Genomic DNA, 19,708 nt, shown 5'->3' on the forward strand with positions numbered 1-19,708 from the left:
AAGTCCGGCCCGCTGGCCGCCAGCCCCGGTCTGGCGCGGGTGGTGATGGTGCGTGTCGACGGGCGTCCGGCGGCCTACAACCTGTGCCTGGCGCACCGCGGCCGGATGTGGCTGATCGACCACGGAGCCGACAGCTCCACGTTCAAGGCCCGGCCCAACAACCTGATCTATCGCCAAATTGTCAAGGGTGCATTCGAGGAGGGGTTTCGCGAGATCGATCTCGGAGCGGTGCCGGAAAACGGCGAGTCGCTCGCCAGGTTCAAGCAGGGTCTCGACGGGCAGCCCTGCCACCGGCTGTGCGCGGTCAAGACCAACCTGCCGTTCCGGCTGGCGCACAGGGCCGGCTCGCTGCTGGGCCGTCTGGGCGGGAGCGGTGAATGAGTGTCGAGGTAACGGCCAACGAAAACTGGGCGCGCGGCCTGGCCGCCAGCTGGCTGCCCGGCGAGAAATTCCGCTGGGAACTCTACAGCGAGTGTCTGGCCGGAGCACTCGCTCCCTCTCTCCCCTGGCTGGACCTCGGCTGCGGCCCGAGTGATTTTATCGCCGAACACGGAAACAGGGCGTCTCCGGCTGTGGGCGTGGATCTCCAGCGCCACCGTCCTCCGCCAGGTCTGTTTGTGACCGCCAGGCTGGAGGAACTCCCGTTTCCCGCTGGCTTTGCCGGGACACTGAGCCTGCGGTTCGTCCTGGAGCATATCGAACGTCCCGGGCGGCTGTGGGATGAGTGCCGCCGGCTGCTGGCTCCCGGAGGCAGGATCGTGATTATCACCACCAACCGTCGCAGCCCGTTCGTGGCCCTGGCGCGACTGCTGCCCGGCAGGCTCAGGGAGCGGATAATCTCGCGCGTGTTCGATGTGGGGCGGGAAGAAATTTTCCCCGCCTGTCACCGCTGGAACACGCCGGGCTGCCTGGCTGCTCCGCCCGCGGGGTTCGAACTGGAGCGGATCGAGTTCGTGGAGGCGCTGGACTGGACGCGCAGGACCCTGTTTCTCGGCCAACTGCTGCTGGCGAAAATCACCCGCCCGCGCAGCCTGCGGAAATTTCGCAGCAACGTGCTGGCGGTCTACCGCCGGGCGGAGGATTAGATGAGTACCGCGCTGGTGGTTTACAGCTGGCCGCGGCTCTGGTCGCTGGGGACCGGCAGCGGCAGCCCGGATTTCAGCCACTCGCTGATCGCGCTGACCCGCGTGTTCGACCGGGTTACGCTGTTGTATCCTCACCGCCGGGGAGCGCCCCTGGAGCGGCAGGTACCGCCGGGAGTACGGGCTGTCGGTTTCGCCGCCTGGCGTCTGCCGTTGATCGGTGTCTCGGGTGGACCGCGAATCGCCAGGGCGGTGGTTTTATGCCTTAACTGGCCGTTGAGACTGCTGAATTATTTTGTCTTCAACCTCGCCGCATACAGGGCGGCCGTGCGGGAATGCTCCTCGGCGGCGCCGGAGCTGCTGACCGCCCACGGGTGCGCCGGCGTCTGGGCGGCGTCACGGATTGCCCGTCGCGCGGGAGTTCCGCTGGCGGTGCGCATGTTCGGAATATCGCTGGGGATGAAAGGGTTTTCGGCTCCGGTGCTGGCGGCGCAGTTCGAGGAATACGTTGCGTTCAGGATTGACGCCGCGCGCTGGATAATTACCGATGACGGGTCCGGGGGCAGGGCCGCCGCGGAAAAACTGGGTGTGCCGGCGGAAAAAATCAGCATGCTGCGCGCCGCGGTAAACCGGGAGACAGACACCGTGGAGCCCGACCAGGACCGCGCGGCCTGTCGAAGCCGTCTGGGACTTGCGCCCGCGACGATTGTGGTGCTGAGGGTCTGCCGCCTGTGGAACCAGCAGCGGGTGGACCGGCTGATCGAGGCCCTGCCCCGCTCGACTGCCGGCGGCGTTCCGGTGGCCGCGGTGGTAATCGGCGACGGGCCGGAGCGGGAGCGGCTGGAGCAATTGGCCCTCAGGCTGGACAAGAGAGTGGTATTCACCGGGACGCTGCCCAACGACAGCCTGGCCTGGTATTACCGCTCCGCCGACCTCTACGCCGCCACCGCCGACAGGACCAATCTCAGCCAGTCCGTGCTGGAGGCGTTGCGCCACGCGCTGCCGGTGGTGGCGCTGGATAGCGGGGAGACCGCCTCTCTGATCCGCGACGGGATCAACGGCCGTCTGGTCCGGCCCGCTGACAACGCGGCCCTGGCGGAGGCCTTGGCGGAGCTCATGGAGGACAACGATCTGCGACAAAAGCTGGCTGATGGAGCCGGGCGCACGGCGGGGGAAGAAATTCCCACAACGCCGGTCCGCGTGGCGGCCGAAGCGGAAATTTTCAGGCAGCTTACGAAAACCTGATAACCCGGAGCTGCAAATTATGTCACTGGCTGCAGGCAGCGCGCGCACGCTGGCGCTCAGGATGGCCACCCTGGCGATCCAGATACCGACCTCGATCCTGCTCGCCCGACTGCTGGGAGTGGAGGGCAAGGGTGTCTACACCCTGCTGACCGTGATCCCCTGGCTGACCGCGTTCATCTTCCTGTTCGGACAGGACACCGCGCAGACCTGGCTGCTCAGCAGCCGCCGCAGCCGGCTGGGGCCTGTGGCCGCTTACTGTTTCGCCCTGCTGGCGACAGTCTCTCCCCTGGCCGCCGTGGTCTACCTGTGGGGTGTCGCTCCGCGGGTGATGGCGAGTGCGCCGGGTCTGCTGGTGGCTGCCAGCGCGATCCTGGTGCCGCTGGTGGTGGCCCGTTATCTGGTGCTGGGGCTCATTCTCGGCCACGAGCGGGTTATCCGGTTCAATCTCTACTACCTGGCAACCAGTGTCCTGGTGCTGGTGCTGGTGGCGGTGCTGACCGGAGCGATGGGCCGCGGTCTGGCGGGTGCGCTGACCGCGTTTATTATCGCCCAGGCGGCGGTTATCCCGCTGGGGATCTGGTGGATCGTCCGCAGTTGGGCGGAGGACACCGGCGCCGGGCGAGGGAATATTTCAGGCGTTCAACTGGTGCGCCGCAGCCTGGCTTACGGCCTCAAGGGCCATCTCGCCGGAGTGCTGGTGACATTCAATCAGCGCTTCGACATCTTCCTGCTGGGCGCGCTGTCGGATACGACCCAGATCGGCCTCTACGCAGTGGCGGTCGCGGTGGCGGAGACAATCTGGCATATCCCGATGTCGATCCATCTCAACCTGTTCCCACGGGTCAGCGCCGAGGGATCGGATACGGGAGTGCGACGGCTTCCGCGCGCTTTCCGGATGACAGTCATCCTGTCTGTGGGGCTGGCGCTGGCGCTGCTGCTGCTGGGGCGGCTGTTGATCGGGCTGCTGTTCGGAGCCGATTTTCTGCCGGCGTACAGGTCGCTGGCCCTGCTGCTGCCCGGCGTACTGGCGGTGGCCTGCGCCAGCGTGTTCGAAAGCTATTTCGCCGGGGTGGACCGCCGCCAGTACCAGAGTTATTCGGTGGCCTGCTCGTTCGCGGTGGGCCTGAGCCTCGGTCTGTGGCTGATTCCCCGCTGGGGTGCGCCGGGGGCGGCGCTGGCAAGCTCGGTCAGCTATGTGCTGCAGATGGTGATCTCGATCTCGCTGGGACGGAAAGCCGGGGCGCGGTTCGGCAGGGAGTACCTGGCGTTCAGTATCGATGACCTCCGCGAGCTCTACCGCGTGGGGCGCAATATCCTGGGCCGGGAGACGGGGGAGGAGCGATGAGACTGCTGGTGCTGGCCAGCGCCGATGTGATCCACACCCGCCGCTGGTGCGGCTGGTTCGCCGCTAACGGCCACGAGGTCCTGCTGGCCACCCTGGAACCTTCCAGCGATCCGCCGGAATACGAACGGACTCTGTCCAGTATCCCGGCCCCCGGTTTCCTGCGCTATCCCCTGGCTGTGAAATCGCTGAACGATCTGCTCCGCTCGTTCGGCCCCGAGCTGGTCAACGCCCATTACCTGCCGGGCTACGGCGTCCTGGGGGCCATCTCCCGCCGGGCCCGTCCACTGGTCCTGACCGCCTGGGGCTCGGACCTCCTGCTCAACCCCCGGCGCAGCCCGCTGCACCTGTCAAGGGCGCGTTTTGTCCTTCGGCGCTGCTCGCTGATCACGGCCGACTCGCCGGTGCTGAGCTCGGTTTTGCAGGAGCTTGGAGTGGCGCCGGGCAAGATAATCGAGGAACCGATGGGGATCGACCCGGAGGTGTTCAACCAGGCGGGGCGCGGACAGAGAATGTCCGATCAGCCAGTGAGGATTGTCTCCACCCGCCGTCACGAGCCGCTCTACGACCTCGGCACACTGCTGGAAGCGCTCCGGCTGCTGCGCAACGATGGACAGGAGTTCAGCGCAGCATTTGCCGGAAGTGGTAGTCTGACCGGACATTTGCGGGCAGGGTGCCGCCGAAATGGTTTGGAGCAATGGATCGAGTTCCCGGGTGAGCTGGATTCAGTCGCGTTGGCTGAACTGCTGCGCTGGTCCGAGATCTATCTCAGCACCTCGCATTCGGACAGCACCTCGGTGTCGCTGCTGGAGGCGATGGCCTGCGGGGCGTTCCCCGTGGTCACCGATATCCCCGGCAACCGCGTCTGGATCGAGCACGGGGTCAACGGCATGCTGTTTCCTCCGGGAGACAGCCGGGCCCTGGCCGACTGTATCGGCAGATCAGCGGAAAACACGCAATTGCGGGCAGAGTCGGCAGACAGAAATTGGCAAAAAATCCGGCAGCGGGCGGTGTGGGACAACAATATGCGCCGGGTGGAGGAGGCGTTTCAGGGGCTGATTTAAAGTTTTGGCAGGCAGAACGGGCAGAACCCGGTGCTGCGGTCGTATTCCCAGCAGCGGCGGTAGGAAATCCGGATCGCCCGAGCTGCCCTGCTCCACCGCACCGATATAGATAGCTTCGGCGCCGATTGCCTCGGTCCAGTTCACCGCGACATCTGTAGAATATTCAACCTGTAAACCGATGTTTCTTCAGCACACTTTAAGCCGGTAGTATTTAGTCCTTTATACATCAAATCTTGGATCAATTCATATTGTTTTGTAAATAATCTTGCGATTTTTTATGGCCTTTATTTGCAGCTCTGAGGAATTCTAGATGAGCTTTATCCGGTTTTCCTAGTCTGACAAATATCAGGCCTTTTTGATAAGTACATTCTAAGTTATTCGGATCAATTTCCAATGCTTTGTCTAACCAACTCAGAGATAATTTATATTTTCCCAACTGAGCATAACATTCTGCTGTTTTCATATAAAAATTTGAGTCAAGTGGCATCCCAGGTACACTCTCCAATATTAAAGCCCAATATAGATACTTCCTGGTATCATAATCTCTTTTCGCTTCTTGAGATGCATCATCATCAAGTTTTCCAAAAAATCTTTCATCGGACTTATTACATTTCCAAATTTCGTTTTTGATTACTGGCTTACCATCGACTATATCCCATTTAATATCTTCCAAAAAATGAGCACCGTTTCCAATATTATTGCCGCAATGAGGACAAGTACTCATATCCACTCCAAAGGTTTTAGTTAATCTCTAAATAGGATTAAATAGAAAAGAGAGGGCTTCGAATTATTAAAAAGTTTCACCCGGCATAGGGTAGCGGGTCCTCGATACCGGCTTCGCGGAAAGCACGCAGACGCAGGGCGCAGCTGTCGCAGGTGCCGCAGGCGAGTCCGCTCGAACGGTAGCACGACCAGGTGAGCTGGAACGGAGCGCCGAGGTCGGCCCCCAGCCGGACGATCTCGCTTTTTTTCAGCTCGATCAGCGGGGTGACAATCTTGATGCAGGTATCCGGCCTGGTGCCCAGTTCCGCCACCCGCTCGAACGCGTCGTAGTACACCCGCCGGCAATCGGGATAACCCGAGCTGTCCTGCTCCACCGCACCGATATAAATCGCTTCCGCGCCGAGCACCTCGGCCCAGCTTACGGCCACCGACAGGAAATGGGCGTTGCGGAACGGGACGTAGCTGGTGGGAATTTCCCGGCTCTCCGGATCGGCGTCGGACACCTCGATCGCGCTGTCGGTCAGGCTGGATCCGCCGATTTCGGCCAGGTGGCTCATATCGCAGACCAACTTGCCGTCCGCGCCGAAATGGCTTGCCAGCTTGTGGAAGCACTCCCGCTCGATTTCCTCGGTACGCTGGCCGTAGTCGCCGTGAAGGAAATAAACGCTGTCAGAGTCACGGGAGGCCAGCGCCGCGCAGACGCAACTGTCCATCCCGCCGCTGAGGCAGACTACCGCTTTCGAGCGCTGCTTCGTCATGTTTTCCCCCCGGGAAAAGTCCCCAAGCTCCGCCGGTTGCCCGGCCCGGACTACCCGCCGGTCCGGGACAACTGAATATGGCGGTCCAAACCGGCAAAATCAAGCGGCCAGCGGAGCAGGGGTTGACAACGGATAACGGTTAAGTGTAGCTTGGAGTTGAATCAGGCTGAGCCACAGGTGGAATTACCCGCTCTATATCCACAGTCCGAAAGGGTATCGACCATGTTCAAACTCGGTTTGTGCAGCGTCACTTTTCGCGAGATGTCGATTAAAGAGGTAATCTCCGTGTGTAGCGAGCATGGGCTGGAGGGTATCGAGTGGGGTGGCGACATACACCTGAAGCCGGGAGCGCCGCTGGAGTTTGTGGCCGGGGTGAAAGAGAAATGCCGCGATGCGGGTCTGGTCACGCCCAGCTACGGGAGCTATTTCGATGTGATGGAGCAGGAGCCGGAGGAGTTCGAACATATTCTGGAAAGGGCGCTCGTGCTCGAAGCCGATACGATCAGGGTCTGGCCCGGCTGGGTCAGACCGGAAAATATCAGCGGCTACCAACTCGAAAAACTGACCCACACATCCAAGCGGATCGCCGAGATGGCGGTTGTGCGGAATATCCGTGTTGCCTACGAGTTTCACGACCACACGCCGACCGAGGGCGGCGAGGCGCTGCTGAGCCTGCTCGAGCGGGTGCGCCATCCCAACCTGTATACGTACTACCAGCTGATCAGGCCCGAGGAAACCGAGTGGAACCTGAACAATCTGGACCAGATTTACGACCGGCTGGCATATATCCACGTCCAGGCCAACGACTATAAACGAAACCTTCCGCTGGCGGACTTCCGCGAGGTGTGGCAGAAGATTATCGAGCGGTTGAAAGCCAGGGGCTATGACGGCTGGCTGCTGTTCGAGTTCAACAAGGACAACAGCGTGGGGCAACTGGAGCAGGACCTGGCCCTGATCAGGTCATTTATCGGCAGCAAGACAGATACGGGCGGCAGGTGCGCAGAGAGCTGAGCCGGATTGGATCGCCGAAAGTGTTTGTCGTGGACGACGAGGATTATCTGCTTGACTGTTACGAGGATTTTTTCAGCGATACCGGAGGCTCGGTCTAACTTATCGCCGTGATCGCGGCCACGCTGACGATATCAGCTACCGAGCAGCCGCGGCTGAGGTCATTGACCGGTCTGGCGATTCCCTGGATCACCGGGCCGATCGCCTCGGCGCCGGCCAGGCGCTGGACCAGCTTGTAGCCTATATTACCGCTGTCGAGGTCGGGGAATATCAGTACGTTGGCCCGGCCCGCCACCGGCGAGCCGGGAGATTTTTTGGCCCCCACGCTTTCGATCAGGGCCGCATCGGCCTGCAACTCGCCGTCGATCATGATATCGGCGCGTTTCTCCTGTACGATCCTGGTGGCGGCGGCCACTTTGTTCACGCTCGAGTGACTGGCGCTGCCCTTGGTCGAGAAACTGAGCATCGCCACCCGCGGCTCGGCGCGCATCATGGTCTTGAAACTGTCGGCGGTGGTGATCGCGATCTCGGCCAGCTGGTTCTCATCGGGTTCCGGCACCAGCGCGCAGTCGGCGAACACCAGCACACCGTCCTCGCCCCATTGCTTAGCGGGCAGAACCATCAGGAAATAGCTGCTGACCACCCCGATCCCCTGGCGCGTCTTGATAATCTGCAGCGCGGGCTTGAGCGTGTTGCCGGTCGTATTTTCCGCGCCGGCCAGGTAGCCGTGGGCCAGGCCTTCCTTGACCAGCATCGCCGCGTAGTACATCGGAGTTTTCAGTGTTTCGACCGCCTGTTCGGTGGTCATACCCTTGTGCCTGCGCAGTTCGTACAGCCTGGCCGCCAGTTCGGCCGCCTGTCCGGTGCCCTCGAGCGGGATAATCTCCGCCCCGCCGATATCGGCACCGGCACCCTGAGCCGCCTGTCTGATCTCGCTCTGGTCGCCGAGCAGGATTACTTTGGCGATCCCCTCGCCGGTGATTATCTCCGTGGCCCGCAGGGTGCGCTCCTCGGTGGATTCGGGCAATACGACCGTGTTGCCCGCCTTGCGGGCGGCGTCCTTGAACTTACTGATAATATCGCTCAACTTGACCTGCCTCCTGAACTTGTGTTATGCCGTGGCTCCGGAAGGAAAATCAACACTCGTTAACAGCGGGAACGCACCCGGTGCGCTTATTACCAACCAACCAACTTACGGAAGCTTTTTGGGCGGTTCGCACCTCCTGGCTCCCATCTTTTATCTTTCCCTTGTTCTTCTTCTGACTCCTGGCTCCTGAGCCCTGGATTTAAACTACCTCCCGAACCGCCTCCCCCAGCCGCCTGATACCTTCTTCAATCTGCTCGTGGCTGCTGTTGCTGAACGCCAGCCTGAGTTTATTGCCGCCCAGGCCGTCCACGTGGAACGGCGCTCCGGTGACAAACGCCACTTTTTTCGCGATAGCGGCCAGGAACAGCTTCTCGCTGTCGGAGCCTTCAGGAAGCGTGACCCAGGTGAAAAAGCCGCCGGCGGGCCTGGTCCAGCTTACGCCGTCCGGCATCTCGCGCTCCAGGCATTCCAGCATCAGACTGCATTTTGCCCCGTAGATCTTCCGCATTTTTTCGGTATAAGGCCCCACGTATCCCCCGGCAAAGTAGCTGGCGGCCAGCACCTGGCTGTAACTGCTGCTGCAGGCGTCCTCGCCCTGCTTGGCGGTTTCGCAGCGGCTCACGACCTCGGGCGCCCCCACCATCCAGCCGAGCCTGATGCCCGGCGAGAGGATCTTGCTGGAGGTGCCGACCCGCACCACCCGGCTTTCGGAGTCGCGGGCCTTGATACTGCGGTAGTCACCGTGGCCGCCCTCGAAATACAGGTCATGGTAGGGGTCGTCCTCCACGATCGGGACGCCGTGGCGGGCGCAGATCTCGTATACGCTGTCGCGGCGCGACTGGGGCAGGGTTACACCGCCGGGATTCTGGAACGTGGGGTTGGTGTAGAGGAACTTGGGTCTGCGCCCGGCCGCGATAAACTGTCCGATCCGCTCCTCGAGAACCTCGGGAATTATGCCCCGATCGTCCATCCGTACCCCGGCCGGGTCGGCCCCGTAGCCGATGAAGACAGCCACCGCCCCGATAAACGTCGGGATTTCGACCAGGATCGTGTCGCCGGGATCGCAGAAAATCCGGGTCAGTAGTTGGATCGCCTGCTGTGCGCCGGAGGTGGGCAGCACCCGCTGATCGCTCATGTCAATCCCGCCGTTTGCCTCGTAGGCTGCGATCTGCTCCACCAGCGGCGGATACCCGCTGGTGGGTCCGTACTGGTAGGCGGCGGCCCGCTGGGAGTCAGTCCAGCCGTCCTCGATCTCGCGGATTTCACGAAAAGGGAAATGCCGGGCGTCGGGCATCCCGCCGGCCATCGAGATTATCTCCGGGTCGGCGGCCAGTTTCATCAGTTCGCGGATTTTGCTGCTGGTCAGGCGGCTTCCGCCCTGGCTGAACAGTTCGGTATAGTCCATTGAAATTCTCCCTCTTGCAGGTTGCCCGCCTCGCCCGGTCCTCGTCTTGAGCCGCCTGAAAAATGCAGCAGAGAAAAGAAAACGGCGGCAGGCGGCTCCGCCAGAGGATGGGGGCCGGTCGTGCCGCCGCGGACAGTACGCCGAGATTGCTGGAACGGATGGCTCACGCCGGGCTTATTTCTCCCTGCGCTCGACTACCTCGAAAGTGTCGCGCAGCTTGGCGATCCTGTTGGCTGGCAGTACGCCCCGCCACGAGGAGCCGGGGTAGACAATCGACTTCCTGCCGATAATGCTGCCCGGGTTGAGCACGCTGTTGCAGCCGATATCGATGTTGTCGCCCAGGATCGCGCCGAACTTGATCAGGCCGGTGTCGATAAGCCCATCATCGCCTTTGACCTTGACAGTTTCCCAGGTCAGCTTGACGTTGCTGATTTTAACGCCCGCGCCCAGGTGGGCCTTGTAGCCCAGCAGGCTGTCGCCGACATAGGAGAAATGAGGCACCTCGCCGGCGTTGTGGATGAAACAGTTTTTGAACTCGCAACTGTTGCCCAGTACCGAACCGTCGCCCGCAACCACGTCGGGGCGAAGGAACGCGCCGGTGCGGATTTCGCAGTTGGCGCCGATAATCGCCGGACCGAGGATCACCGCGCCGTGCATCACCACCGTATTTTCACCGATCTGCACGTTGTCGCCGATAAAGGCGTGCGGGCTGATTTTGGCGCTGGGGTGCACTCCGGGCTGAACCTTGCTCTTGATAAACTCGCCGATCTTGCCGATTCCCTCCCAGACGTTGTCGATTCCATCGTAAAACTCGGGGAACGGGCAGTGCTGCATGTCAAAAAAATCTTGCGGAGTGAACATATCAGTCGTCCTCCAGGCCGACGGTGTCCTTGATCTCATTCTTCGCCAGCAGCTCGAGCACCTTGTCGTGCAGCTCCCGGGTGCAGGTGCACAGCACGTTTTGGCGGCGCTCGACGTTATCATCGAACTTGACTTCGTGCCCCTCGAACGTGGACACCACGCAGCCGGCCTTTTCGGCGACAGCCAGGCCGGGGTAGATATCGTTATGGGGCTGCTTGTGGCCGAAATAGATATCGATCCTGCCGTTGGCAACATCGCAGAACCCGCAGGGACCGCCGTTGGGCAGGATAAATTTCAGCCTGGAGAACAGGAATTCGAACAACTGCGCGGTGGGGTACAGGAACGGGGGTTTCATCATGTAGGTTTCCAGAAACGCATCGGCGAGCTCGGTGGTCTTGTTGGGCCTGATCTCGTGCTTGTCCTGGACTTTGCCGAACGTGTCCAGCACACCCTCGTAGGAGGTCTGGGAGTCGCAGTACTGAACGATCCTGTTGGTCAGGTCGGTCACCACCGCGCTGAGCGGTTCGGCCACCTCGACATTGTCCGGGCGGGTATAGATCGCCATCGCCGTATACCAGAACGCCGGGATGTTGCGCTTATAGAGCAGGCTCCCGTCGAACGGGTCGCTGACGAAAAAAATCGGCCTGTCCAGTTCCAGCGGCGGAGCGGTGCGCGGCTCGATTTTCTTGCGGCCGGCTTCCTCGCTGAGCATGATCGCATCGATACCGTGCTCGGCGAGCTGCTCGACATAATAGTCCTCGATGTCCTTGTCGATCTTGAGAGTCTCGGTGTCCCAGTGCCTGTGCGACCCGGCTTCTCCGCTTCTGGTTTCCACAACCTCCGCGCCGGATTTCTGGCTGGTCTGGCTGACCCTGGTCACCGCCTCGCCGGAAATTTTCAGGGCGAAATCCAGCCATGCCGCCGATGAATCGGTATTCACCATCCTGATACCCCCGTTAATTACAACTTCATCGTGTAATATTTAGCGGATTGATCAAAAAAAGTAGAATATCTAATATAGTAAAATTCCGCTTGAAGCTCAAGAGTCTAACCTGCGGACTCCTTTCAGACTTAGAAGCTTTCCGCCAGCCGGACATGCACCCGCCCCTCGCCCGGACCCCGCTCCGGGTCGACCGCCACCGCGATCTCCAGCAACCCCAGCCTCGTACCGGCCTGGATCCCCCCGCCGATCCCGTGCAGGGCGGAGGTTCGCCAGGATCCCGTCTGCTGGCTGGCCTGCTCTATCACCGCCAGGTCGTAGAACACGAACAGCCGGCCGGTATCCCCGGTCAGGAGACGGTACTCGATACCGAGCCAGGCGGAGCGGACAGCGCGGGTGGTTTCCTCGGGATGGCCGCGGACCGGGACCCCGCCGGCAAGGGTGCCGCCGACGGGTATCCGCGCATGCCAGGGGATCTCGCCGGGCGTGCCATCTCCCCTGCTCACCAGGCTCACGCCACCGCTTAGGGCGGCCACGTGATGAGCCAGTCCGATCCGCCGGTACAATTCGCCATCGACAGTGGCCCGCACCTCTCTCGAATCCACACCGCTCACCCGCCTGTTGCCGATTGAACCGGCGGCCGCAATCCGGAAACCCTCCGACGGATTGACCGGCGGGAGGATATTGCTCCAGACAGCCCGGCCGGAAACAGCCCATAACCTGCTGCTTTCGGCCGCGGTCCAGGTTTCGCTGCCCGGACTGACCGAGCTGTACACCACGCCCAACCCGGCTCTGAATCTGTCGCCCATCTCGGCGTCCAGCGCCACCTCGGCCCCGGTCTGGGAGAACAGCGAGTCGCGCACCTGCTGGGAGAACGAAAACTCCACGGCCAGCGGAAAGCCGGCCAGCCACGGTTCGCGGTAGCCGACTTCCAGCGACTGCCAGTCCACAGCGGGACGCCGCCAGTTCAGGGACGCGGTTCTGGCCGTGCCGAACAAGTTGTTCATCCGCAGGCTGACCAGTCCCGCGATACCCCGGCTGTTACCTCCGCCCGTGCCGAGAGCGGCCTCGATTCTGCTGCCGGGGAATTCCTCGGCCTCCAGGGCGATATCGGCAAGCGCCTCCGACCGGCCCCGGTTGATCCGCACCGAATCGACCCGGCGGAACAGTCCGCTGGCCAGCAGTCTGCCCCGCGCCCGCTCGACCGTGCGCTCGCTGTAGGGTTCGCCGGGGGCTAGTCCGGTAAGGCGACGGAGGATATCCGGGCGGGTCCGGCCGGTGCGGATATTCACTTCGCCCAGCCGCACGAACCGGCCCCTGTCGACTGTGAAACTGACCACCGCGCGGCCGTCTTCGGCGAGATCCAGACCGGTCAGCCCGGCCGTGCAGAACGGGTAGCCCCGGTCGGCGAAATGGCGGACAATCCGCTCCATGGCTGCGGATATTTTTCGCTCGCCCAGCTCCGCGCCCGGGTTCAGCCCCAGGGAGCGAATGATCCGCTGCCGTTCGACGCCGCCGACGCCGGTGATCTCCACCGAGGCGACCCGCACAGGGGGTAATTCTTCGCCGGAGTCAGTGGCGGTGGCGGGGCTCGCGACCAACGCCAGTGCAAAAAATAAGGGTGATATGTGCATTATCATTCTCATAAGCTCTTGGATACCACGGTTTTGTTGGTAAAAAATTTTGTTGGTAAAAAAATTAAAAGAAATATTTGAGTTCGGCCCGTCCGTAATGGGTGAAATCGTTCAGCAGGTAATCCGTGCGTCCGGTGTAGCGGAAATGGAGCATCATCCGCTCGCCCGGCTCGACACTGACCGCGGCGGTGGCCCGGTAGCTTGTGCCTGGACGGGCGCTGCCGAGCACCTCCACCAGCATCACGTCCAGGGACCCCGGTCCGCTCAGGCGCGAGACTCTCAGCCCGGCCTCGATCCGTCCGGAGCCGCCCAGGAAACGGGTCAGCGAGCCGCCCGCGCCGAACCTGCGGTAGCTCTCGCTTTCGCCCTCGACCTCGAAGCGGCCGAGGTCCAGATCGGCGCCCGCGCGCCACTGCTCGCCGAGATTGACCACGAACCCGTTGTCCAGTCTCAGGCTGGACACCCGGCTGCGCCCGCCGGAGAGCTGGAGACGGCGGAGGCGGCCAAGCTCTGCGGTGGGAGACCACTCGACCCCCTCGGCCAGGGGCACGCGGAGCTGGAGTCGAAGTTTACGGTCGGCGAACTCCTCGGAACCGCTCTCGAACCGGCGGTCGAGGTTAGTGTTCCAGACCAGTTCGAGACGGCTGAACACGGCCGGTTTTTTCCACTGGACAGTCAGGTCGGTATTGATCCAGGTCTGGGCCAGCAGCGAGTTTTGATCGTCGTTAAGCGCCGAGGGCAGCATCAGGTAGAGCTTCCACTTCTCACTCAGCGTGCTTTCGCGTTCCAGGCGGGCCGTGGCGCTCCAGGCCATCCGGCTGATAACCGTCCGCGCGGAATCCACCCATTCGGTCAGGTCCAGATTCTGGCGGGCGGTGAATTTAAGGCTGGCTGTCTGGCGCGGATCGATCTCGGCCGGCAGGACCTCGCGGCGATGGGTTCCCTGCTCGGCGCCCACATAGGTCCCGTCCTCCAGATACGCGCCATCGTCGGGGTACCGCTCCGGCAGGTAAACCGCCCGGTTGCGCAGGCTGGAACCGTGAGACAGCTCATAGACCACGTGCGACTGCCACCTGCCCGCGAATCCCCCGCCGAACACCTCGACCCTGCCGGCGGTGGAGCTGGTGCGGCCGAGGTTGCCGCGGACGTACTGCTGGCGGCGATGGCCCAGCCGTCCGCGGACACGAAGCGCGCCGGGTCCGTTCCAGGATGTCTCCAGCTGGACCGCCCGCGCCCTGGTCGCCCCGGACCACAAAGCAGTTCCGGCGGCCTGTTCGTCGGTGTCGCGGCCCAGCAGCGACAACCCCAGCTCCAGCCGGGGAGAAAGCTCGGTGTTCAGCCGGCCGGTCAGTTCCAGGTGACGGCTGCCGGTGATCCCGAACCCCAGGTCCGGCGAGGTCCGCTCCTCGCGCTCGACTCCGAACGAGGAGTTGGTGCGGCCGAGAGCCAGCGCCAGCGAGCCGTTGTCCCGCCTGCGGTAACTGTTGAACAGGCCGGTTCCGGCCGTGGTATCGGATGGCAGGCGGCGCGTATCGATATCGAGCCTGCGCCAGGCCGCGGAGAGCGCCTCCGACGGTTTGAGTGCTACGCCCCAGGTTCTGCGGCTGGCTCGCTCCCCGGAGGTGCGGCTCAGCCTGCCCCAGCCCGATTCGATTGCAAGCCCGGCGGGAAGGTCCAATCTGGCTCCGGCCTCGGCCAGGTTCTCACCGGGGGTGTTGCGGGTGTTGCCGCCGGAGGCAAGCGGGAGCAGATTCCAGTTGCGCTCGAAATCGGCCTGGTAGCGTCGTCCGGCGAACGAGAAATCACGCTGAACTCCCCGCTGGCCCGCATCGATACTGAGCCGGGCCGGCAGGGCTCCTAGGGCCAGAGTGTCCAGGCGGACGGATATCCGGTGGGCGGAGCGGGCCGGAGCGCGGCGGGCGGTGAACAGGTTGAGGGTGCGTTTGAGCACTGCGCCCTCGCCCTCGATACTGAGGCGGGGCAGGGGGGTGGCGGCGAACGCCAGCCCGGCGCGGTCGTCGCGCGACGGCGGAGTTACCTCGCCGGCCGGTTCGTACTGGCCATTGCCCGCGCCGACCCAGGTATAGCCCCCGGAAGCCGCGTCGAACTCATAGCTGCCCAGCGGCAGCCCGACGCGGTTGAAACTGACCATGTAGTCGCCGCCGCCGGGGCCGGTGTACCGGAAGTATGGTTTGCCGGAGCTGTCAAACAGCATCACGTACGACCCGCGGCCATCGCCCAGAAAGCGCACACCGGGGGTGAGAATACTGTCCAGACCCGTCCCCGCGGAATCGAGCCAGTCAAGCTCCTCGGGACTGAACAGGCCCCCGGGCGGACTGTCCTCCAGATCGCTCTCGCGCACGAAATAGGCCCGCAGTTCCCCGGCTTGTCCGGCTACGCGGGCGGTTACATTGTACAGCGACTTGCGGAAGGTGAAACTGGAATATTCGTAGTCGATTTCGATCCGGCTCTCGGTGCCGATCAGGTGACGTTCGGTGAAGGTGATAGTTCCGCGCGTGTAGTCGATAGTGTAGTCGGCGCGCACGCCTCGGCTAAGCCGGCGGCCATCGAGGTAGACCCGCTCGGTGCCGACCAGGACGCGGACCGGTTCACCGGAGGTCCCGCTGAGCTGATACGGCCCCTGACGACCCTCGGTGCCGTTGAGCTGTACGCTGCGGAATGTCCCGCCGCCCAGGGCCGCGCCGGCTTTCAGCTCCACCGGTCCCCGCTCCAGCCTTCCCTGGACACCGTCCAGCTTGCGCTCGATCCGGGCGAACTGAAAGCCGGTCAGGCTGAAATCATAATCCCCCAGCGTGACGCCCGCGCCGGGGGAATTCAGGCTGACCGCGACCTCGTCCAGCTCGCGCAGCTCGGCGCTGCGGCCGTCGGAGGAGAGCGACAGGTCCTGGTCGTTGAGCCGGAATGAAAGCTCGGTGTCCCTGCCGAGCTTGCCGCTGATCTGCAGCATCAGGTTCTGGTCCAGGGCAGTGCCGGGAGCGCCTCCGCCTCCCGAGACCGAAACGCTTTTGGACCCGCTGATGTTGAAACCGGCCAACCGGAAGCCCTCGCCGGGATCGCTCCCCCCGAAATTTTTTACAGTGGCATTCTTTGTGGAATCAACGGGCCTTTCAGCAAGGAAACCGTCGAGTTCGGGAGGGGGGAAATTCTTTCGCAGGCTGAAACTGTCCGGCAGGGAGAGCCCGTTCAGCAGGGAATAATTAACAACCAGCGTATCGCAGGGGAGGGGGAAAAGGAGGATCAGGCGGCCGGGTACGCTTTCGAGGCGGTAGAGGCTGTCCGGGAGCGGATGGCCGCGGCAGAGCAGTTCCAGGCTGGAGGCAACTACATATTTGTGCGACAGTTGCAGCACCCGGCCGCTGACAGCGGGCGCCAGGGTATCGCTGGTTGAGGAGACCCGTTCCAGTGCGCGCAGCGGCGAGGAGCAAAGAAAGAAAATCAGTGCCTGGATTCCCGCGCTCAACAGGTGCTTTTTCCGAACCCGGACTCTCATTGTCCACCATCCAGCTCGATCCTGTGCACGGCGAGTTCGGTTTCCGACAATACGAAGAATCCCCTGCTGCCGCCGCAGATATCCACGGGTTCGGGGATACTCGCGTCCATTTCTGTCAGCCCGCCGGTCCATGCGTCCAGGCGGAACAGACCGCCGGCGGAGGTTAGAAGAGCGAGCACGGTGTTATCGCCGGAACCGGCGGCGGCCATCGCGATTACCTCCCCCGGCAGGCCTGGATCAACGCTCACGCTCCGGCTCCTTCGGCCGAACAGGGTGACGACAGTCAGGTGGGGAGTGTCGCGCCAGAGGAGGTAGAGCCGCTGCCCCGACGGCCCGAGGGCTATCCGCAACGGCTCGGCGCTGGTCCGGCCCTCGCCCGGCGGAAAACTCCACAGTGGCTGACCTGAGTCATCGAGCAGGTGGATCAGCCCGGAGGCGCGGTCGTAGACGACAAACTGACCGCCGGCGGCCAGTTCCAGAATCACCGGGTCGACTGCGAACGACAGCTCGATTGCGCCGCGCAGCTCACCGCGGTAATCGACCCGCCAGACCCTGCGCGTTCCCCGGTCGGTGAGGTAGACATAGAACCCGTCGGGACGGCTGAGCCAGGCCGGATCGATAAATGTCTGGCCGGTCTCGCTCCCGTCGATTTTCCACAGCGTCCGCCCGGTAGAAGGGTCGATACGGCCGAGCAGAGCCTGGCCGCGGTCGAGCACGAACAGGCTGCCGTCATCCCCGGCGCTGATACTCAGCCGGCTGCCGTCAGCAAAACCAGCCAAATGAACCGGCTCCGCTCCGAGGACGGATATAACGGTCCGTGAGAGAAGAGCCAGCGCAATCCAGATTTGAACCAGTGAATTCCGCATGTGCTCAAGCTTGGAAGCAGGCGATGCGAATGTCAACAAAAAAGGCGAGGCTGCCGGGCAAGCGGGTAAAGCGCTTGACCCCACTCGTATCGGACGTCTAAATTGACTACCAGCCATCGGGGAGGAAAAGTTCATTGCGCTGGAATTCCACAAAATACCGGAGCGGTAAGCCATGTTCACGATGAAGGGTTTTGAAAAAGTCACGTTCCCGAAGGAATTCCTCTGGGGTGCGGCGGCCAGCGCGTACCAGGTGGAGGGCAACAATACGAAAAACCAGTGGTACCGTTTCGAGCAGGAGGAGGGGGCGATCGAAAATGGCGACCGCTGCGGAATGTCGACAAACCACTACGAGCTGTTCGAGCAGGATTTCGAGCTGGCAAAAGAGTTGAACCACAACACGCACCGGCTGGGGATCGAATGGAGCAGGCTCTGCCCGGAATCCCCGGACAGGTTCGATGAGGACGAGATCGAGCATTACCGCAAAGTGTTCGAGGCGCTGAAAGAGCGCAACCTGACCGTATTCCTGACCCTGCATCATTTCACCGAGCCGCTGTGGTTTGCCGACGCGGGCAGTTTCACCCGTCCCGGCGCGGAGCATGATTTCGCGAAATATGTTTCCCGGGTGGCGCGGGAGTTCGGCGGGATGGTGGATTTCTGGATCCCGTTCAACGAGCCTCAGGTAGCGCTTTGCGGGTGGCTGTGGGGCGATTTCCCTCCCCGCAAGTACAGCTTGGAGGAAACCTGCCGCGAATGCGCGGGCCGTCTGCGGGGCTACGCCGCCGCGCGGGAAGTTATCCGCAAGCATGACCCGCAAGCTCAGGTCGGGCAGGTGATGGCGGTCAGCGCGTTCTACCCCTCGCGGATCAACGACTTCCTCGATAACCACTACGCTGCTCTGTTCGACTACCTGTGGAATGAATGCTGGATCGAGGGCTGCACCACCGGTTGGATCCGCTTTCCGCTGATCGGCGAGGACGTTTTCCTGCCTGAACTCAGGGACAGTTGCGACTACTGGGGCGTGAATTTCTATACCGACCAGCGGGTGGACAGCCGCGACCGGCTGGGTATGTGCAAACCCCTGCCATCGCAGAAAGTGACCCAGATGGACTGGAGCTGGGAACCCGAAGGCTATTGGCGGGCAATCGAGCGTTTCCATCGGCTGGGCAAGCCGCTTTACCTCACTGAAAACGGAATCGGTACGCTGGACGACCGCGAGCGGGTGCGGTTCATGTTCGAGCATCTCCGGGTGGTGGCCCATGCGCTGGACCAGGGGTTCGACATCCGCGGCTACCTTCACTGGTCCCTGCTCGACAATTTCGAGTGGGCCTGCGGCTACCGTCCCCGCTTCGGCCTGGTCCATGTCGACTACGAGACGTTCGAGCGGACAGTAAAACCCAGCGGCCGGTTCCTGGCCGAAGTTATCGAAGCCGGGGGGATGAGCCGCGAGCTGGTGGAGAAATACCTTCCCGCCGAGTTCCGCTATTGAGACCGACTCACTCCGACCAAGCGAGGGCTGATTGAGCGAGACGAATGTCAGCACGGAAAAACTGGAGTTCCGTGGCGGACCGCTGGTAAGCGTGCTGCCGATAGCAGTGTTCCTGGCCTGGACCATGTACCTGGTGGTCCGTGGGGCGGTGGTCGAGCAGGGGATGATAATCGCCGCGATGGCCGGGATATCTCTGGGGATGGTATTCGTCCGCGATCCGGCGGCTTACAGCGAGCGGGTGTTCAGCCTGATGGCGAACAGGATTGCGACTGTGGCGGTGGTCTGCTGGATCTGGGCCGGGGCGTTCAGCTCGATTTTGGCAGACAGCGGGCTGGTGGAGGCGATGATCTGGCTGAGCTGGAAGATGGGCCTGTCGGGAGCGGCGTTTACGCTGGCCGTGTTCGTCTCGGCATCACTGTTCGCGGTCACTATCGGTACCGGGCTGGGTACAGTGGTCGGTTTCACCTCGGTGATGTATCCGGCGGGAATCGTGCTGGGCGCTCACCCCGGAGCGCTGATGGGTGCGATCCTCTCGGGCGCGGCATTCGGCGATAACCTGGCTCCGGTCAGCGACACGACCATTGTCAGCGCCGCCACCCAGGAAACCGACGTCGGCGGAGTGGTGCGCTCACGGCTGAAATATTCCCTGCTGGCAGGCGCTGTCGCCGCCGTGCTGCTGTATGCGTTCGGAGCGGG

General features: G+C 62.7%; 17 protein-coding genes and 2 pseudogenes (2 of these 19 cut by a window edge). 9 read left to right on the forward strand and 10 right to left on the reverse strand.

What is annotated here, in order from left to right; translation table 11 throughout:
* The 6 genes and pseudogenes from FVQ81_09745 to FVQ81_09770 all read left to right on the forward strand — a co-directional run.
* Positions 1-46: pseudogene (locus FVQ81_09745) on the forward strand (hypothetical protein); it begins 632 nt to the left of the window's first position.
* Positions 13-381: a GNAT family N-acetyltransferase gene (locus FVQ81_09750; protein MBW7996828.1), complete on the forward strand. Its 369-nt coding sequence runs from the start codon at positions 13-15 to the stop codon at positions 379-381. The pseudogene FVQ81_09745 and the gene FVQ81_09750 overlap by 34 nt, the downstream one beginning before the upstream one ends.
* Positions 378-1,085 (forward strand): class I SAM-dependent methyltransferase, encoded by a 708-nt coding sequence (locus tag FVQ81_09755; GenBank protein MBW7996829.1) that lies wholly within the window; start codon positions 378-380, stop codon positions 1,083-1,085. The genes FVQ81_09750 and FVQ81_09755 overlap by 4 nt, the downstream gene beginning before the upstream one ends.
* Complete coding sequence (locus tag FVQ81_09760; protein MBW7996830.1) at positions 1,086-2,327, forward strand: glycosyltransferase family 4 protein; 1,242 nt, start codon at positions 1,086-1,088, stop codon at positions 2,325-2,327.
* On the forward strand, positions 2,233-3,672 hold the full coding sequence (locus FVQ81_09765; GenBank protein MBW7996831.1) for an oligosaccharide flippase family protein: 1,440 nt from the start codon (positions 2,233-2,235) through the stop codon (positions 3,670-3,672). Before FVQ81_09760 ends, FVQ81_09765 begins: the two co-directional genes overlap by 95 nt.
* Entirely contained in the window at positions 3,669-4,733 is a 1,065-nt protein-coding gene (locus FVQ81_09770; GenBank protein ID MBW7996832.1) for a glycosyltransferase family 4 protein, read from the forward strand. The genes FVQ81_09765 and FVQ81_09770 overlap by 4 nt, the downstream gene beginning before the upstream one ends.
* Positions 4,734-4,799: 66 nt before the next feature.
* On the opposite strand, the pseudogene FVQ81_09775 reads toward FVQ81_09770, so the two are convergent.
* From FVQ81_09775 to queC, 3 genes and pseudogenes are all read right to left on the reverse strand, one after another.
* Positions 4,800-4,883, reverse strand: a pseudogene (locus tag FVQ81_09775) (7-cyano-7-deazaguanine synthase).
* A gap of 88 nt (positions 4,884-4,971) precedes the next feature.
* Positions 4,972-5,457 carry a tetratricopeptide repeat protein gene (locus FVQ81_09780; protein ID MBW7996833.1) on the reverse strand — a complete coding sequence of 162 codons (486 nt, stop codon included), beginning with the start codon at positions 5,455-5,457 and terminating at the stop codon, positions 4,972-4,974.
* A 76-nt stretch (positions 5,458-5,533) separates the two neighbouring features.
* On the reverse strand, positions 5,534-6,214 hold the full coding sequence (queC, locus tag FVQ81_09785; protein ID MBW7996834.1) for a 7-cyano-7-deazaguanine synthase QueC: 681 nt from the start codon (positions 6,212-6,214) through the stop codon (positions 5,534-5,536).
* A 222-nt stretch (positions 6,215-6,436) separates the two neighbouring features.
* On the opposite strand from queC, the gene FVQ81_09790 reads away from it, so the two are divergent.
* Entirely contained in the window at positions 6,437-7,225 is a 789-nt protein-coding gene (locus FVQ81_09790) for a sugar phosphate isomerase/epimerase (GenBank protein ID MBW7996835.1), read from the forward strand.
* Positions 7,226-7,319: 94 nt separating this feature from the next.
* On the opposite strand, the gene pta is transcribed toward FVQ81_09790, so the two are convergent.
* From pta to FVQ81_09825, 7 genes are all read right to left on the reverse strand, one after another.
* Entirely contained in the window at positions 7,320-8,309 is a 990-nt protein-coding gene (gene pta, locus FVQ81_09795; GenBank protein ID MBW7996836.1) for a phosphate acetyltransferase, read from the reverse strand.
* Positions 8,310-8,508: 199 nt separating this feature from the next.
* On the reverse strand, positions 8,509-9,714 hold the full coding sequence (locus tag FVQ81_09800; GenBank protein MBW7996837.1) for a PLP-dependent aminotransferase family protein: 1,206 nt from the start codon (positions 9,712-9,714) through the stop codon (positions 8,509-8,511).
* Positions 9,715-9,888: 174 nt separating this feature from the next.
* Entirely contained in the window at positions 9,889-10,575 is a 687-nt protein-coding gene (locus FVQ81_09805; protein ID MBW7996838.1) for a UDP-N-acetylglucosamine diphosphorylase, read from the reverse strand.
* Position 10,576: 1 nt separating this feature from the next.
* Positions 10,577-11,518, reverse strand: a complete 942-nt coding sequence (locus tag FVQ81_09810) for a hypothetical protein (protein MBW7996839.1) — start codon at positions 11,516-11,518, stop codon at positions 10,577-10,579.
* 128 nt (positions 11,519-11,646) lie between these two features.
* Positions 11,647-13,161: a BamA/TamA family outer membrane protein gene (locus FVQ81_09815; protein ID MBW7996840.1), complete on the reverse strand. Its 1,515-nt coding sequence runs from the start codon at positions 13,159-13,161 to the stop codon at positions 11,647-11,649.
* Positions 13,162-13,213: 52 nt separating this feature from the next.
* Positions 13,214-16,660, reverse strand: coding sequence for a hypothetical protein (locus FVQ81_09820; protein ID MBW7996841.1), 3,447 nt, complete (start codon positions 16,658-16,660; stop codon positions 13,214-13,216).
* Positions 16,657-17,439, reverse strand: a complete 783-nt coding sequence (locus tag FVQ81_09825) for a hypothetical protein (protein ID MBW7996842.1) — start codon at positions 17,437-17,439, stop codon at positions 16,657-16,659. The genes FVQ81_09820 and FVQ81_09825 overlap by 4 nt, the downstream gene beginning before the upstream one ends.
* Before the next feature lie 259 nt (positions 17,440-17,698).
* On the opposite strand from FVQ81_09825, the gene FVQ81_09830 reads away from it, so the two are divergent.
* Together FVQ81_09830 and FVQ81_09835 are read left to right on the forward strand one after the other, a co-directional pair.
* Positions 17,699-19,012 carry a glycoside hydrolase family 1 protein gene (locus FVQ81_09830; GenBank protein MBW7996843.1) on the forward strand — a complete coding sequence of 438 codons (1,314 nt, stop codon included), beginning with the start codon at positions 17,699-17,701 and terminating at the stop codon, positions 19,010-19,012.
* A 31-nt stretch (positions 19,013-19,043) separates the two neighbouring features.
* On the forward strand, positions 19,044-19,708 hold the start of the coding sequence (locus FVQ81_09835) for a Na+/H+ antiporter NhaC family protein (protein MBW7996844.1). 754 nt of this gene lie beyond the right edge of the window; only the first 665 of its 1,419 coding nucleotides appear in the window; the start codon lies at positions 19,044-19,046; the stop codon falls past the right edge of the window.

It is taken from the genome of Candidatus Glassbacteria bacterium (genome assembly GCA_019456185.1).
In the GTDB taxonomy this organism is placed as follows: domain Bacteria; phylum Gemmatimonadota; class Glassbacteria; order GWA2-58-10; family GWA2-58-10; genus JAJRTS01.

What these genes read in the sequence shown, in the direction of transcription:
- FVQ81_09755 (MBW7996829.1), top strand. Translation starts at nt 378, where the DNA reads ATGAGTGTCGAGGTAACGGCCAACGAAAACTGGGCGCGCGGCCTGGCC.
- FVQ81_09760 (MBW7996830.1), top strand. Translation starts at nt 1,086, where the DNA reads ATGAGTACCGCGCTGGTGGTTTACAGCTGGCCGCGGCTCTGGTCGCTG.
- FVQ81_09765 (MBW7996831.1), top strand. Translation starts at nt 2,233, where the DNA reads ATGGAGCCGGGCGCACGGCGGGGGAAGAAATTCCCACAACGCCGGTCC.
- FVQ81_09770 (MBW7996832.1), top strand. Translation starts at nt 3,669, where the DNA reads ATGAGACTGCTGGTGCTGGCCAGCGCCGATGTGATCCACACCCGCCGC.
- FVQ81_09780 (MBW7996833.1), bottom strand. Translation starts at nt 5,457, where the DNA reads ATGAGTACTTGTCCTCATTGCGGCAATAATATTGGAAACGGTGCTCAT.
- queC (MBW7996834.1), bottom strand. Translation starts at nt 6,214, where the DNA reads ATGACGAAGCAGCGCTCGAAAGCGGTAGTCTGCCTCAGCGGCGGGATG.
- FVQ81_09790 (MBW7996835.1), top strand. Translation starts at nt 6,437, where the DNA reads ATGTTCAAACTCGGTTTGTGCAGCGTCACTTTTCGCGAGATGTCGATT.
- FVQ81_09800 (MBW7996837.1), bottom strand. Translation starts at nt 9,714, where the DNA reads ATGGACTATACCGAACTGTTCAGCCAGGGCGGAAGCCGCCTGACCAGC.
- FVQ81_09805 (MBW7996838.1), bottom strand. Translation starts at nt 10,575, where the DNA reads ATGTTCACTCCGCAAGATTTTTTTGACATGCAGCACTGCCCGTTCCCC.
- FVQ81_09810 (MBW7996839.1), bottom strand. Translation starts at nt 11,518, where the DNA reads ATGGTGAATACCGATTCATCGGCGGCATGGCTGGATTTCGCCCTGAAA.
- FVQ81_09815 (MBW7996840.1), bottom strand. Translation starts at nt 13,161, where the DNA reads ATGAGAATGATAATGCACATATCACCCTTATTTTTTGCACTGGCGTTG.
- FVQ81_09820 (MBW7996841.1), bottom strand. Translation starts at nt 16,660, where the DNA reads ATGAGAGTCCGGGTTCGGAAAAAGCACCTGTTGAGCGCGGGAATCCAG.
- FVQ81_09830 (MBW7996843.1), top strand. Translation starts at nt 17,699, where the DNA reads ATGTTCACGATGAAGGGTTTTGAAAAAGTCACGTTCCCGAAGGAATTC.